Origin of the sequence: Streptomyces lacaronensis (genome assembly GCF_047337785.1) — a bacterium.
In the GTDB taxonomy this organism is placed as follows: Bacteria; Actinomycetota; Actinomycetes; order Streptomycetales; family Streptomycetaceae; genus Streptomyces; species Streptomyces lycopersici.
The window spans coordinates 2,000,923-2,015,669 of the sequence record NZ_JBLHDK010000003.1; the positions used below are offsets into that span (position 1 = coordinate 2,000,923).

The window sequence follows — 14,747 nt, forward strand, 5'->3', positions numbered from 1 at the left end:
GGTCCCGTACTTCCGCACCCCCCACCTCCCGGAATGGAGCACCCATGCGCAACCGTCCCCATGTCGCCGCATGCGCCCTGCTGGCCTGTCTGACCCTCGGCCTGTCGGCCTGTTCGGTGGACGACACCCCCGAGGACGGCAAGGACGGCAAGAGCCGTCCGGCGGTCACGCTCGCCCCTGAGCCCAAGGACAGCGCGCTGGCCGCCGAGGTGCCCCAGGCCTACACCAAGAAGACGCTGATCATGGGGGTCAGCGAGTACGCGCCGTATGTCACCTTCGAGTCCGACGGGAAGATCACCGGGCTGGTCCCCGACCTGGCCGCGCAGCTCTCCTCGTTGCTCGACATAAAGATCAAGGTGGAGCGGACCAACTTCGACGCGGTCATCCCGGGGCTGAAGTCCGGCCGGATCGACCTCAGCGCGCCCTCCGGTGACTTCACCGAGCGCCAGAAGGAGGTGGACTTCGCCGACTTCGCGCAGAGCAGTGTGACGATGATGGTGCTCGCGGACGGCTCCTTCCGCCCCAAGAACGGCCTCGATGTCTGCGGCCACAAGGTCGGCGTCGAGAAGGGCGCCGGAACGCAGAACGTGCTCGCGGCGCAGAACAAGCGGTGTGCCGCGAAGGGCAAGCCGCCGGTGGACGTGAAGCTCTACACCGATCTGCCCGCCGCCTCGCTGGCGCTGCAGAGCAAGCGGGTGGAGGCGGTGGCCGCGCCCAGCGCCTCCAACACCTCGGTGAGCCAGAACTCGCACGACCGCTTCGAGACGCTCGAGCTGAAGGACATGCTGGACCTGCCCGCCGCGACGGCCATCTACGGCATCCAGGCCAAGAAGGGCGTCGGGCTCGCGCCGGTGATCGTCAAGGGGCTGCGGAAGCTGTACGAATCGGGCACCTACGCCAAGCTCTTCGGCCAGTGGGGGCTGCCGCTGTCCACCGTCACCCGGGACCAGATCGCCCTCAACGGATCCAAGCAATCCCAGACCCAGTGAGATCTTCCATGGCACGAACCAGTCAGACCGAAACGACCGGCGACAGAGGACGGGCGGCCCGGGAGGAGCCCGCCCGCCCGCTGGGCGAGCGGGTGTGGCGACGCACCCTGCGCGTCCCGATGCGGGACGGGATCGTCCTGGCCGCCGATCTCTTCACCGACCGGGAGCGGCCGGGGCCCCGCCCGGTCATCCTGGAGCGGACCCCCTACGGCCGCCGGCAGACGCGCGACTCCGACCGCAGCCGCCACGACGAGCCGGTGCCCACGCCCGAGGAGACCTCGGCGTTCTTCGTCCGCGCCGGGTACCACGTGGTGCGCCAGGACTGCCGGGGCCGCGGGGACTCCGAGGGCACCTTCGTGAAGTACCTCGGCGAGGGGCCGGACGGGGCGGACACCATCGACTGGATCGCCGCCCAGCCCTGGTGCGACGGCCGGGTGGCCATGATGGGCGTGTCCTACTCGGCCCACGCCCAGACGGCCGCCGCGGCCGAGTCCCCCGCCGGGCTGTCCGCGATGTTCATGGACTCCGGCGGCTTCGCCAGCGCCTACGAGGCCGGGATGCGGATGGGCGGCGCCTTCGAGCTCAAGCAGATCACCTGGGCCTTCCGGCACGGTGAGGAGAGCCCCGAGGCGGAGCGGGACCCGCTGGTGCGCAAGGCGTTCGCGGGGACGGATCTGCGCGACTGGTTCACCGTGCTGCCATGGCGGACCGGTGTCTCACCGCTGCGCCAGGTGGACAGTTACGAGCGCTATCTGCTGGACCAGTGGCGCCATGACGCCTTCGGGGCGTACTGGCGCCAGCCGGCCATCTACGGGCGCGGCCACTACGACCGCTTCCCGGATGTGCCGACGCTGCACATGTCGAGCTGGTACGACCCGTATGTCCGCTCCACCATCGAGAACTTCACCGCCATGGGGCGGCTCAAGCGGTCCCCGGCGTATCTGGTGATGGGGCCGTGGAAACACGGGCTGCGCTGTGTCACCTTCGCCGGTGATGTGGACTTCGGGCCCGCCGCGACCCTCAGTGGCAATGTGGACGCCTCGTATCTGTCGTTCCGGCAGCGGTGGTTCGACGCGGTGCTGGGGGGCGGCGACCCGGAGTCGATCCCGCGGGTCCAGTACTTCCTGATGGGCGGCGGGGACGGCCGGCGGGACGAGGCCGGGCGGATGCGGCACGGCGGCCGGTGGCACACCGACGCCCAGTGGCCCCCGGCCGGAACCCGGGAGACCGCGTACTACTGCCACCCCTCGGGCGAGCTGAGCCGGGAGCGGCCGACGGCGACACGGGCCTGGGTGGAGTACGACTTCGACCCGAACGACCCGGTGCCCACGCTCGGCGGCCAGGTCACCTCGGGTGAGCCGGTGATGGTCGGCGGCGCCTTCGACCAGGTGCCGGACGAGCGGTTCTACGGTGCCCGCCCGCCGTATCTGCCGCTGAACTCCCGGCCCGATGTGATCTCGCTGGCCACCCCGCCGCTGGAGGAGCCGCTGGTGGTGGCCGGGCCGGTCACCGCGCGGCTGTTCATCTCCTCGTCCGCGCCGGACACCGACTTCACCGTGAAGCTGGTCGATGTGCATCCGCCGAACGAGGACTATCCGCACGGCTTCGCGATGAACCTCACCGAGGGCATCTTCCGCTGCCGCTTCCACAAGTCCTTCGAGCGCCCGGAGCCGCTGGAGCCGGGCGAGGTCTACGAGATCGAGATCCCGGCGCCGGACACGGCCAACCGCTTCGAGGCCGGGCACCGGCTGCGGGTGGACATCTCCTCGAGCGACTTCCCCCGGTTCGACGTCAACTCCAATACGGGGGTGCCGGAGGCGGTGAGCCGCCGCAAGGTGGTGGCGACCAACCGCGTCCACATGGACGCGGACCACCCCTCGGCGGTGCTGCTGTGGACCCAGCCGGGCTGATGGGCGGTCGGCGTACGGCCGTCACCGCATGATGGTCGTCAGCACGTCCTGCCCCAGCCGGAGCAGGGTGCTGGTGGCCAGCCGGTGGTAGACGTACTTGCCCTCGCGCTCGGACTCGATGAGCCCGGCGTCCCTGAGCTGGCGCAGGGTGCGGGAGACCTGCGTATCGGCGAGCCCCAGCCGCTGGGCCAGTTCGGAGGTGGTGATGGGCTCGCCCAGCAGATGGCGGCACAGCTCCATCCGGCCCAGGGACGCCAGCGCGGACATCCGGGCCCGCAGCTCGGCCTGGGTCAGCTGATCGGCCGTGCCGCCCTCCTGGGCGGCGAACTGGAGCACCACGGGGTGGCACTCCTCGTCCTTGACGGTCAGATGCGGCCAGACATGGACGGAGGGGAGCAGGAAGAGCGGGCGCGGGCCGATCTCGATCTCGGCGACCGCCAGCTTGTCGTAGCGCACCCGCGAGCCGCCCCGGGAGACCACCGCGGTGGGGCTGAGCCCGGCCAGCACCTCGGCCAGACCGCGCCGCCTGATGTCGGCACGGACCCGGGCGGCGGCCGACTCCAGCCGGTCGCGGACCGTGCGCCACTCGGAGGCGAAGAACGCCTCGGCGCAGGAGTCCAGGAAGCACAGGAGCCGGTCGCGCAGCCCCTCGGGCGAGGCCACCAGGTCGTGGGCCAGCTCGCCCCGCCGGAAGGAGCGCCGCTCGCACTGCTCCACATAAGCCTCGGCGGCCTCGGGGTCGGTGAGCAGGCTGCTGGCCGGGGGCACGGCCTCGCGGAAGCCGAGCACCCCCTGGGAGCACAGGCCCACGAACTCCTCGAGCGGCAGCTTCTCCAGATGGCGCAGCTCGTCCTCGAAGGGCTGGTCCAGCGGGAGCTCCAGCGGGAACAGCAGCCGGCAGCGGAGCCGGGCCCACAGCGGGGACAGTGCGCTCATCTCATGGGCGAGGGAGGGGGCGAGCGCCGTCCCGAGCCGGCGCGTCCAGCGCTGGGCCTCGGGGTGGTGGTCGGGCTCGGCCATGATGTGCAGCACCGACATGAGCTCGGCCAGCGATGACCGGCCGACGTGCACGTCGGCCGGCCGGGCGCGCTGGAGGTTGAGCGTGATCCCCACACCCGCACATTACTCGGCGGCTGCGGGAACCGGTCCGGGTGTCTCGCGAATCGGCACCGGACTGCCTGGTCAGAGGCTGGGCGGGGGGCTGGAACGGGTCCGGCCGGGGGTTTGGGGGCCGGTCAGCGGTCCCGGGGCAGCAGGGGGCCCAGCGGGCCCAGGTCCAGGTTGAGGTCGTCCTCGGTCAGCCCGAAGTGTTCCCGCAGCTCGGTCATGTTCCGTTCCAGGGCCATCAGTGTCAGCCCCAGCTCCTCGATCTGCTCATCGCTGATGCCGCCCTGCTCGACGCGGCGCAGCGCCTGCCGCTCCATGAGCTGCCGCAGCAGTTCGACGATGGTGAGCACCAGACCGGCGAGGCTCCTGCGGACCGACTCCTCGTCCACCTCGATCCGCCGGCCGGGCCGCCGGGGAGCGCGGTCATCCGTCATCGCGGTCCCCTTCGTGGCGATCATGACGATCCCCCTCCCGCCCCTCCTCGTTCTCCACCCGTACGGAGGCGATCAGGGCGCGCAGCGAGATCCGCACCAGGTCGATGTCGGCGATGCTCAGGGTGATCTCCCCCGCGATCACCACGCCTCCGGCGAGCACCCGGTCGAGCAGGTCGACCAGGGCCACCTCCCGCCGCTCGATCGCCCGGGTCACGACGGCGTCTCCTCCGAGTGGGCCTCTTCCACCCGTTTCGGCGGAGCGGTGAAGGAGTACGGCGGCCAGGGGCCGCTGACCTCCAGGGTGACGGCGGGGTAGCGCTCCCCCAGGTCGCTCACCAGGGCGGTGAACTCCTCACCGAGGGCGTCGGGCACCAGATAGGAGTTGTTCAGCACCATCCACCCCTCGTACGCGGCCAGCGCGGTGTCCTGCGGTGGATGGGCGGCCGTGGCCACCGCCAGCGCGGCGAGCGAGGCATGGACCTCCTCCGCCCGCTCGGTCGCGCGCAGATGCGCGGTCTCCTGGTCCTGCCGCTGGGCCCGCCGCCGCAGCAGATACGCGGTCCCGGGGCTCTCCTCGCCGTCGGTGGGCTCGTCCGGGTCGGGCAGGAAGGACCTGGGGTCGACATACGCCTTGACGCCCCACTCGGTGCGGTCCGCCACCCGTCGCAGCGTGGCCGTGAAGTCGTCCCGGCGCTCCTGGAGCATCGCCCGGACCCGGTCGTCGTCGTGGTAGAGCGTGGCGAAGCGCAGCGGGATGACCTGGCCGTGGCGGGCCGCGCCGTTGATCACCCGGTGGTGGGCGCGGGCGGTGCGCTCCAGCCACTCCAGATCCTCCAGATGGTCGCGCAGCGCGTCCTCGCCGAAGTCCGCCAGCGGTACGGAGCCCACGACGGCGGCCAGCCCCGCGCTCTCCACCAGGCGCACCGGCTCGTCCGCCACACCGGTGAGCTCCCGCGGCGGGGTGCCCTCCTCCGGGGCGGCCGTCACCGCGTACAGCCAGGTGGCGAGGGAACCGTTCACCGTTCGTCCTCCCGCTCCACGCCGTGGTCCTCGTGGCCGTCCTCCCGGCGCGCGCCGCGGCCGTCCTCCAGCTCGCCGACGCGCCGCCGCAGCCGCTCGTTCTCCTCCAGGACGTCGCGGGCGCCGGAGGACAGCGAGGGGTCGTGCTCCCACCAGTCGATGCCCATCTCCTTGGCCCGGTCCACGGAGGCGACCAGCAGCCGGATCTTGATCGTCAGCAGTTCGATGTCCAGCAGATTGATCTGGATGTCGCCCGCGATGACGATGCCCTTGTCGAGCACCCGCTCCAGGATGTCGGCCAGGCTGGACGGCTCGGCGCCCCCGCGGGCGGGTTCGCGCGCGGCGCCGGTGCGCCGGACCGGGGGGTTCCAGTCGGAGCTCTGGTTCATGTCCGGTTCTCCGCCCTGCCCCGGTAGTAGCGCTCGGTGCGGCGGTAGGAGACGAGTTCGCCGCGGTCGTCCAGCTCGACCTGGTACTCGGCGAGGAGGTCGGTGGAGTCCGGGATCCGGTGGGTCTCGACGACCTCGATGCCGATGGTCCAGCCGTCCTCCGTGCGCTCCAGCGAGGTGACGCCCTCCGGGGCCCGCCCGGTCAGCCCCCGCACATGGCGGGCGGCGCTGCGCGCGGCGTCGCGGGCCACGAGGGCGGGAGGCCGTGGGCGGGGGCGCTCCCGCTCGGGCTCGGGCCGGTCCCGTTCCGGCTCGTGTCCGCGCCGGTCGCGTTCCGGCTCGTCTCCGCGCCGGTCCCGCTCGGGCTCGGGCTCGCGCCGGTCGCGCTCCTCGCGGGGCCGCTCCTCACGGGCCCGGCGGCGTGGCCTCTCCTCGTGGTGGCGTTCCTCGCGGGGCCGTTCGCGGGGCACGGCTCATACCTCCAGGCCCCCGCCGGGCGGCCCCTGGGACATCAGCCTGCGCACCAACTCGTCCTCCTCCCGGGCCGCCTCCTCCTCGGTGAGCTCCCCACTCTCCCGGGCCTCCGCGACCTCCTCCAGCCGCTGCTTGATCACCCCGGGGTCGTACAGCTGCCGATCGGCCTCGTCATGGATGCGCTCGGCGATCCAGACGACGCCCCGCACCGGGGCCAGCGGCAACGTGGCCAGGCCGGTGAACAGTCCCATGGCTACTCGTCGCCTTCCTTTCCTTCGAGCGTCGCGTCGGCCACGAAGTCGTACGGCGCCAACGGGCCGAGCAGCCGCATCCGGACCCGGCCGTGCCAGTGCGCGGCGAGCTCCTCGGCCGCCTCCTCGAACGCCTGCCGCTTCGCGTCCTCCACCAGGAACGAGGCGTTGACCAGCCCTTCGGGGGACGCCGGCTCCTCCGACACCGAGCTCAGCGCGTACGGCGCCAGTCGCCGGTCGAGTTCCAGCGCGTCCACGCTCCGCTTCGCGGCGATGCTGTCCATGACGAGCTGACCGAGCTCGATCCGCTGCTCGTAGCCCGCGTCCTCGGGCAGCCCCCGCAGCTCGTCGCGGAGCCGTCTGGCCTCCGGCTGTTCGGTCACCACCTCGCGCAGCACGGCGTCCTGCTCATAGCGGGCCCGGACGGTGAGCTGCGTCAGGCCGCGGAGCCGGTCGAGGCCGCGGGCGAAGTCGTCGTGCCCCTCGGCCAGCAGTTCGTCCGCCACCGCCGCGGTGTCGCGCACCACGGTGCCGAAGCGGAACGGCAGCACCGGTGAGCCCTGCGCGGCCAAGTGGTCCAGCACCCTGGCGTGGGTGCGCAGATCCTCGGGGGTGCCCAGCGGTTTGTCGACGGGCACCTCGCTGACCACCGCGGCCTGGCCGCCCTGGCGGACCAGGGTCACCGGGGCCTCCGGGTCCCCGACGGCGGGCAAATCCTTCACCGACTCATCGGGCCGGTCGTCCGCGACGACCCCGTACACGTAGCAGGCACGTTCGTCCCCGGCCATCACCGCTCGCGCTCCCTGTGGCTGGGGGAACCCCTGGTGCGCCGGGGCCGCTCCCGCGCCTCGGCCTCGGGTTCCCGGTCCTCGTCGTCATCGTCCCGCAGCAGATCCGAGACCGATTCCTTGACGCCCTCCAGGGCGCCCTTGGTCTTCTTCTTGCCGCCGCTCTCCTGGATCTCGTCCATGAGGCCGGGCAGACCATGGGTTTCGGTGCCGCTGCGGGCGATGTCGAGTCGGTTGGTCGCCTCCGCGAACCGCAGATACGTGTCCACGCTGGCGACGACGATACGGGCGTCGATGGTCAGGATCTCGATGCCCACCAGGGACACCCGCACATACACGTCGATGACCAGGCCCTTGTCCAGGATGAGGTCGACCACGTCGACCAGGGCGCTGGAACTCGCCCGGTCCAGATACTGACTCTGCTGCTGCCGTGCTACGGTCACCGCGCTCACCCGTTCCGGGGGCGGGGTCCGTCAGCGGCGCACGCGGCGCCGTGCGGGCTCCTCGTCCTCGTACTCCTCTTCGTATTCGTCACGGGGCTCTTCGGCCTCGTACTCCTCGGGCTCCTCGTCCTCGTATTCGTCGTGGCGCTCGTCGTCCTCCTCGCGCTCCTCGGGCTCTTCCTCCTCGGGCTCTTCCTCCTCGGCCTCCTCCCGCCCCTCTCGCTCGTCGTCCTCCACGATCTCGCCGTCGCGCACCACACCGCGCCAGCCCACGACCTCGTCGGGGTCGAGCAGCACCTCGCGCATGAGGTGGCGGCGGAAGTGCTTCATCTCCAGGCGCACCCGGCGGCCCTGGGCGCGCCAGAGATTGCCGGTGCGCTCCATGAAGCCCTGCGGCCAGTACTCCAGGACGAACAGGATGCGGGTGAGGTCGGGGGCCAGCTCGTGGAAGGTGATCGTGCCGTCCACATGGCCCTTGTCGGCCCGCGACTTCCAGATGATGCGCTTGTCCGGCACCTGCTCGATGACCTCGGCGCGCCACTTGCGGTGCGACCAGAAGACCTGGGCCTTCCACTCGGACTCCGTCCCGGCCTCGTCCTCGCGGTCCTCCTCTGCCTCGTTCTGGACGTCCTCGACCTTCTTCATGTACGAGGGGAAGTTCTCCCACTCCGTCCAGAGGTTGTAGGTGAGGGAGAGGGGCGCGCCGACGTCCATCTGCTCCACGATGTTGGTGACCTTGAGCTTCTTGCCGCCCTTGCCGCCGCCATCGCCGCCGAGGCCCGGGATGATGCTCTTGGCCTTGTCGACGACCTTCTCCTTGACCTTCCCCTTGACCTGGTCCTTCATCTGCTCCTTGGCCGTGTCGACGACCTTGTCCCTCACCTGCTCCAGGCCACCCTTCAGCGCGCCCGTGCCGGGGTTGCCCAGGTGGGTGACCGATTCCAGGGCCCGTTCGCCCAGCGCCGCCAGCAGGCCCTGCGCCTCCTTCATCAGACGGTCGGTGGGCAGATCCCGGGCGAACTCTCCGGCCCGCCCCTTGGTTTCCTCAGCCATGGCCCTCACCTCTGGCTTCGCCGCGCGGGCCCTTCGGATCCGGTCCGCTTCCTGGTCTGCGCCGGACGGTCGGTCGGTTTGCGCTGTCCGCCGGCGCGCTCGCGCTGCCCGGCCTCGCGGGACCGTGCGGCGCTCCCGCGCTCCTCGCGCTCGTCGTCGTGCTCCGCCGGCTCCTCGTGCTCCCCGGCCTCCGGCTCCCGGTCCCCCGCACCACCGGTGCGCAGGGTCGCGGCGCGCCGCTCCAGCCGGTCGCTCAGGGCGTCCATGCGGTTACTGGCCGCCGACATGGCCGCATCCCGGCCCGCGGAGACCAGCCGGCTGCCGATGTCCTGGCCGAGCTTGCCGAGCTCGGAGGACTTCAGCTGCTGGGCGCTCGGTGGGCTGATACCGGAGCTGAGGCGCTTGCCCGCGGCGAGACTGGCGAGGCCGAGGACCAAGGTCCCCCGGTGGCCGCGTCCGAAGAGATAGCCACTGGCGAAGGCCAGTGCCACCCGGGAGTTCTTCATGATCGCTCCTCCTCCCGGAGCTGAACGAGACAGCCGTTCGGGTGCACAGAATCAAGTATGGTGCATATCGCCCTTTTCAGTGACTTTTAGGACACATGCGGCCGTACGGGATCGCCGAGCGAGGTCACGGCGCCGAGGGCCCGTCAGGCGGCGAGCGCCGGATGCAGCACCACTTTGGTGTAGCCCTCGACCCGCTTGTCGAACTTCTCGTACGCCTGCGGGGCCTGGTCCAGCGGCAGTTCATGGGAGACCACGAAGCTGGGCCGGGCGCGCCCGGCGATGATCAGGTCGCGCAGCTGGCGGTTGTAGCGCTTGACGTTGCACTGGCCCGTGCCCATGCGCTGGCCCTTCTCGAACATCCGGCCGATGGAGACCAGCAGCTGACCGCGTTTGGCGTGCTCATCGGGGCCGCCGGGGTCGGACGGGACGTACAGCCCCGGCACGCCGAGCCGCCCGGTCGGCCGCACCGTGTCGACCAGCGAGTTGAGCACCGATGCGGGCTCCTCATGGCTGGCGTCGTGCGCCTGGGCCTGGTAGCCCACCGCGTCGATGCCCTTGTCGGTGCCCTCGCCACCGGTACGGTCCATGATCTGCGGCACCGGGTCGCCCTCGCTGAAGTCGATGGGGACGGCGCCGATCTCCCTGGCCTTCTCCAGCCGCTCGGGGACCCGGTCGACCACGAACACCGTGGCGGCGCCGCGCAGCAGCGCGGAGTAGGCGGCCATCAGTCCCACCGGGCCCGCGCCGTAGACGGCCACGCTCTCGCCCGGGGAGACCTGGGCCAGCTCACAGCCGTGGTAGCCGGTCGGGAAGATGTCGGCGAGCAGGATGAAGTCGGTCTCGAGTTCATCGCCCTGGGGCAGCTTCAGGCAGTTGAAGTCGGCGAAGGGCACCCGCAGCCGATCGGCCTGGCCGCCCTTGTACGGGCCCATCGCCACATAGCCGTAGGCGCCGCCCGCGAAGCCGGGGTTGACGGTGAGGCAGAAGCCGGTGTCGCCCGCGAGGCAGTTCTTGCAGAATCCGCAGGCCACGTTGAACGGCATGACCACGCGGTCGCCCTTGGACAGCGAGACGACGCCGGACCCGGTCTCCTCGACCACGCCGAGGTTCTCGTGCCCGAAGACGATGCCGGGCTCGGCCGCCGTCCGGCCCTCGTACATATGCAGATCGGAGCCGCAGATCGCGCTGGAGGTGACGCGGACGAGCACATCGTTCGGATGCTCGATCCGAGGATCGTCGACGTCCCTCACCGCCACCGAGTAGGGCTTCTCATAGACGACGGCTTTCATCTGGATCACCTCCGCGTCGATCGCTGACAAGCGGCGGTGGTGGCGGACACGGCGCGCGTCCCAGGGTGACTCGGCCACCACCGGGTACTTCCAGCGAACCGCCACGGGACGCCCGGCGCAACCGGGTCCGACGCGGTCGTTTCGCCCCGGGTCCGGCGCGGTCGTTTCGCCCCGGGCCCCGCCGGGCCTACTCGACCGTGACCCAGTCCAGGGTGCGCTGGACGGCCTTCTTCCAGCCCGTGTACCCCTCCTTCCTGGTCCTCTCGTCCCACTGGGGCTCCCACCGCCTGGACTCGCTCCAGTGGGAGCGCAGCTCATCGGTGTCCCGCCAGAACCCCGTGGCCAGCCCCGCGGCGTAGGCGGCGCCCAGGGCCGTGGTCTCGGCGATGACCGGGCGGCTGACCGGTACGCCCAGCACATCGGCCTGGATCTGCATGCACAGTTCGTTGTCGGTGACCCCGCCGTCCACCCGCAGGACGTCCAGGTGGATGTCGGCGTCCCGCTCCATGGCCTCGACCACGTCCCGGCTCTGGTAGCAGATGGCCTCCAGGGTGGCGCGGGCGATGTGACCGTTCGTGTTGAAACGGGTGAGGCCGACGATCGCGCCGCGGGCGTCGGAGCGCCAGTACGGGGCGAAGAGTCCGGAGAAGGCGGGCACGAAGTACACCCCGCCGTTGTCCTCGACGGTGAGGGCGAGCCGCTCGCTGCCCGGGGCGTCGTCGATCATCTTCATCTGGTCGCGCAGCCACTGGACGGCCGAGCCGGTGACGGCGATCGAGCCCTCCAGGGCGTAGACCGGAGGGCTGTCGCCGAACTGGTACGCCACGGTGGTGAGCAGCCCGCTGGCCGAGCGGATCAGCTCCGCTCCGGTGTTGAGCAGCAGGAAGTTGCCGGTGCCATAGGTGTTCTTGGCCTCGCCGGGGGCGAAGCAGACCTGGCCGACCGTGGCCGCCTGCTGGTCGCCGAGGACGCCGGTGATGGGGGTGGCGGTGCGCAGCGGGCGGGACGTGCGGGCCTGGCCGTACGCCTCCAGGTGGGAGGAGGGGTTGATCGTCGGCAGCATGGCCCGCGGGATGCCGAAGATCTCCAGCAGTTCGTCGTCCCAGTCCAGCGTTTCCAGGTCCATCAGCATGGTGCGGCTGGCGTTGGTGACATCGGTGGCGTGGATGCCGGCACCGGGGCCGCCGGTGAGGTTCCACAGCACCCAGGCGTCGGTGTTGCCGAAGAGGGCGTGACCGGCCTCCGCGGCCTCGCGGACGCCCTCGACGTTGTCCAGAATCCACTTGATCTTGCCGCCGGAGAAGTAGGTGGCGGGCCGCAGCCCCGCCTTGCGGCGGATCACCTCGCCCTGGCCGTTCCGTTCGAGGGCGGCCGCGATGGTGTCGGTGCGGGTGTCCTGCCAGACGATGGCGTTGTAGTACGGGCGGCCGTTGCGCGGATCCCAGATCACCGTGGTCTCGCGCTGATTGGTGATGCCGATCGCGGCCAGGTCAGCGGGGGACAGCCCGCCCGCGCGGAGGGCGTTCTGCATCACCGAGTTGGTGCGCTCGTAGATCTCCACCGGGTCGTGCTCGACCCACCCCGCACGCGGCAGGATCTGGCGGTGCTCCAGCTGGTACCGCGCCACCTCGTCACCGTCGTGGTCGAAGATCATGAAACGGGTGCTGGTGGTTCCCTGGTCCACCGCACCGATGAATTCCGGCATGCTGCCGCCTCTCGTGGGTGGGGTCGCCCGGATCGGCTACTCGGGGGTCGGCGTGCGGCCCACCTCCGTTTCGGCCGTCGGGAGGAAGCGGCTGATCAGGACCTTGTAGAGGGCGGCGCCGACGAGCCCGCCGATCAGCGGGCCCACGATCGGCACCCAGAAGTACAGATCCCCGTACTGGTCCCGCCACGCGCTGCGGTATCCGGTGAGATAGCTGGCCAGCCGGGGGCCGAAGTCACGGGCCGGGTTGATGGCGTACCCCGCGTCGGCCCCCCACGCCATGCCGATCGCGACCACGATCAGCCCGATGACGAAGGGTCCCAGATTGGCCTTCGGGGCCGAGTTCAGCACATCGGTGACGGCGAAGATGAGCAGCACCAGGATCGCGGTGCCGATGATCTGGTCGCGCAGCGCGCCCCACTCGCTGACCGGAAGGGCTCCGTTGCCGGGGAGGGTGGAGAAGACGAACTGGGTCTTGAAGGTGTGCCCCGGGTCGGCGTGGCCCAGCGCCTCGGTGTAGTTCCAGCGCACCAGCAGAGCTCCGACGAACGCGCCGACCGTCTGGGCCACGGTGTAGGGCAGGACCTTGCTCCAGGGGAAGCCCTTGAAGGCCGCCAGGGAGAGGGTGACCGCCGGGTTGATATGGGCCCCGCTGAGCCGCGCCGCCACATACACACCCAGGGTGACGCCCAGCCCCCAGGCCCAGGCGATGGAGTCGTGATCGCCGAGTGCGCCCCGGGGCTTGGTGAGGTCGCCGCCCGCCACGACCTGCGCCACCACACCGCAGCCGAAGAGGATCAGCACCATCGTGCCCGCGAACTCCGCGCAGAGCTCGCCGAGCAGTACTGACCTCGGGCGTTGTGGTTTCGGGGCAGTCATGGGCCCATCGTCGGGGCGCTTCGGCATGGCGGCCCGTCCTGCTGGGCCGTCCGGGTCATGGAGGGGTCATGGACGAGTCATGGACCGGGGTCATGGACGGCGAAACCGGGTCTGTACGGATCAGGGTGCGGACCTGTACGAAGGTGCTGACAACATCACCCATCGCCCTCCCCTCACCCATCGCTCCCCCTCACCCACCGCCCTCCAGCCGAAACAGGACGACACGGATGCCGATCACCCAAGCCCCGACGAACTGGGCCGGGAACATCACCTTCTCCGCCGCCCGGCTGCACCACCCGGACAGCGTCGACGAGCTGCGGCGGATCGTCGGCTCCGCCGACCGGGTACGAGTCCTGGGCACGGGCCACTCCTTCAACCGCATCGCCGACACCGAGGGCGATCTGGTGAACCTGGACCGGCTGCCGCACCGGATGGAGATAGACCCCGGGAAGGGCACCGCGACCATCGCGGCGGGCATGCGCTACGCCCATGTGGCCCAGGCCCTGCACGCGGAGGGGTTCGCGCTGGCCAACCTCGCCTCGCTGCCGCACATCACGGTCGCGGGGGCCTGTACCACCGCCACCCATGGCTCGGGGAGCGACCAGCGCTGTCTGGCGGCGGCGGTCGCGGGGCTGGAGATCGTCGGCCCCGACGGCGAGGTGACCCGAATCGGCCGGGACGAGGACCCGGACCGGCTGAACGGGGCCGTGGTCGGGCTCGGCGGGCTGGGCGTGGTCACCGCCATGGCGCTGGACATCGAGCCCACCTTCGACGTGGCCCAGTGGGTGTGGACCGGGCTGCCGCTGGACCGGCTGGACGACAGCTTCGAGGAGATCTTCGGCGCCGCCTACAGCGTCAGCGTCTTCACCGACTGGCGCTCGGGCGAGGGCATGGTGTGGCTGAAGTGCCGCACCGATCTGCCCGGTCCCCCCGACCCCGGGCAGCCGTGGCTGGGGGCCCGCCCGGCCAACCGCCACCACCACCCGGTGCCCGCGATGCCACCGCTGCACTGCACCGAGCAGCTGGGCGCGCCGGGGCCGTGGCATGAGCGGCTGCCGCACTTCCGCCCGGACTTCACCCCGAGCAACGGCGATGAGCTGCAGTCGGAGCTGCTGCTGCCGCGCGAGGCGGCCTCGGCGGCGTTCGCCGCGCTGCGCGGCCTCGGTGACCGGATCGCGCCCGTGGTGCAGGTGTCCGAGGTCCGTACGGTCGCGGCGGACGAGCTGTGGCTGAGCCCCGCGTACGGCCGGGACAGCGTGGCCTTCCACTTCACCTGGGTCCCCGATCACGACGCGGTGATCGAGGTGGTGGCCGCCATGGAGGAGGCGCTGCTGCCGTTGGGGGCGCGGCCGCACTGGGGCAAGCTGACGACGGCCGCGCCGGAGCGGATCCTCTCCTCGTACGACCGGGCCGCCGACTTCGCGCGGCTGCTGGCCGAACACGACCCGGCGGGGAAGTTCCGCAACGCCTATCTGGAGGGCTACTTCCCCACCGGGTGAGAGCGGCACCG

At 71.2% G+C, this 14,747-nt stretch carries 17 protein-coding genes; 3 read left to right on the forward strand and 14 right to left on the reverse strand.

The window, feature by feature from the left end:
• Positions 1-44 precede the first annotated feature (44 nt).
• Together ACMTAK_RS08700 and ACMTAK_RS08705 are read left to right on the forward strand one after the other, a co-directional pair.
• Positions 45-989 (forward strand): transporter substrate-binding domain-containing protein, encoded by a 945-nt coding sequence (locus ACMTAK_RS08700; protein ID WP_413805652.1) that lies wholly within the window; start codon positions 45-47, stop codon positions 987-989.
• 8 nt (positions 990-997) lie between these two features.
• Entirely contained in the window at positions 998-2,899 is a 1,902-nt protein-coding gene (locus ACMTAK_RS08705) for a CocE/NonD family hydrolase (protein WP_413805653.1), read from the forward strand.
• Positions 2,900-2,920: 21 nt separating this feature from the next.
• Here ACMTAK_RS08705 and ACMTAK_RS08710 read toward each other — a convergent pair whose 3' ends face one another.
• From ACMTAK_RS08710 to ACMTAK_RS08775, 14 genes are all read right to left on the reverse strand, one after another.
• Positions 2,921-4,012 (reverse strand): DUF5937 family protein, encoded by a 1,092-nt coding sequence (locus ACMTAK_RS08710; protein WP_413805654.1) that lies wholly within the window; start codon positions 4,010-4,012, stop codon positions 2,921-2,923.
• Positions 4,013-4,134: 122 nt separating this feature from the next.
• Positions 4,135-4,440: a gas vesicle protein K gene (locus tag ACMTAK_RS08715; protein WP_413805655.1), complete on the reverse strand. Its 306-nt coding sequence runs from the start codon at positions 4,438-4,440 to the stop codon at positions 4,135-4,137.
• Positions 4,430-4,654 (reverse strand): gas vesicle protein, encoded by a 225-nt coding sequence (locus ACMTAK_RS08720; protein WP_413805656.1) that lies wholly within the window; start codon positions 4,652-4,654, stop codon positions 4,430-4,432. Before ACMTAK_RS08720 ends, ACMTAK_RS08715 begins: the two co-directional genes overlap by 11 nt.
• Complete coding sequence (locus ACMTAK_RS08725; RefSeq protein ID WP_413805657.1) at positions 4,651-5,460, reverse strand: GvpL/GvpF family gas vesicle protein; 810 nt, start codon at positions 5,458-5,460, stop codon at positions 4,651-4,653. Before ACMTAK_RS08725 ends, ACMTAK_RS08720 begins: the two co-directional genes overlap by 4 nt.
• Positions 5,457-5,849 (reverse strand): gas vesicle protein, encoded by a 393-nt coding sequence (locus ACMTAK_RS08730; protein ID WP_413805658.1) that lies wholly within the window; start codon positions 5,847-5,849, stop codon positions 5,457-5,459. Before ACMTAK_RS08730 ends, ACMTAK_RS08725 begins: the two co-directional genes overlap by 4 nt.
• On the reverse strand, positions 5,846-6,319 hold the full coding sequence (locus tag ACMTAK_RS08735) for a gas vesicle protein GvpO (RefSeq protein ID WP_413805659.1): 474 nt from the start codon (positions 6,317-6,319) through the stop codon (positions 5,846-5,848). The genes ACMTAK_RS08730 and ACMTAK_RS08735 overlap by 4 nt, the downstream gene beginning before the upstream one ends.
• A 3-nt stretch (positions 6,320-6,322) precedes the next feature.
• On the reverse strand, positions 6,323-6,574 hold the full coding sequence (locus ACMTAK_RS08740; protein ID WP_413805660.1) for a gas vesicle protein GvpG: 252 nt from the start codon (positions 6,572-6,574) through the stop codon (positions 6,323-6,325).
• Between the two features lie 2 nt (positions 6,575-6,576).
• A complete protein-coding gene (locus tag ACMTAK_RS08745; protein WP_413805661.1) occupies positions 6,577-7,362 on the reverse strand; it encodes a GvpL/GvpF family gas vesicle protein in 786 nt (261 codons plus the stop codon).
• A complete protein-coding gene (gene gvpJ, locus ACMTAK_RS08750; protein WP_413805662.1) occupies positions 7,362-7,805 on the reverse strand; it encodes a gas vesicle protein GvpJ in 444 nt (147 codons plus the stop codon). The genes ACMTAK_RS08745 and gvpJ overlap by 1 nt, the downstream gene beginning before the upstream one ends.
• Before the next feature lie 30 nt (positions 7,806-7,835).
• Complete coding sequence (locus ACMTAK_RS08755; protein WP_413805663.1) at positions 7,836-8,858, reverse strand: SRPBCC family protein; 1,023 nt, start codon at positions 8,856-8,858, stop codon at positions 7,836-7,838.
• A 5-nt stretch (positions 8,859-8,863) separates the two neighbouring features.
• Positions 8,864-9,364, reverse strand: coding sequence for a hypothetical protein (locus tag ACMTAK_RS08760; protein WP_413805664.1), 501 nt, complete (start codon positions 9,362-9,364; stop codon positions 8,864-8,866).
• A gap of 143 nt (positions 9,365-9,507) precedes the next feature.
• Positions 9,508-10,653: a glutathione-independent formaldehyde dehydrogenase gene (locus tag ACMTAK_RS08765; protein WP_413812831.1), complete on the reverse strand. Its 1,146-nt coding sequence runs from the start codon at positions 10,651-10,653 to the stop codon at positions 9,508-9,510.
• 187 nt (positions 10,654-10,840) lie between these two features.
• A complete protein-coding gene (gene glpK, locus ACMTAK_RS08770) occupies positions 10,841-12,358 on the reverse strand; it encodes a glycerol kinase GlpK (protein WP_413805665.1) in 1,518 nt (505 codons plus the stop codon).
• 36 nt (positions 12,359-12,394) lie between these two features.
• Entirely contained in the window at positions 12,395-13,237 is an 843-nt protein-coding gene (locus ACMTAK_RS08775) for an MIP/aquaporin family protein (RefSeq protein ID WP_413805666.1), read from the reverse strand.
• A gap of 227 nt (positions 13,238-13,464) precedes the next feature.
• Between ACMTAK_RS08775 and ACMTAK_RS08780 the strand changes: the two genes are divergently transcribed.
• Positions 13,465-14,736, forward strand: a complete 1,272-nt coding sequence (locus ACMTAK_RS08780) for an FAD-binding protein (RefSeq protein ID WP_413805667.1) — start codon at positions 13,465-13,467, stop codon at positions 14,734-14,736.
• Positions 14,737-14,747: the final 11 nt, after the last annotated feature.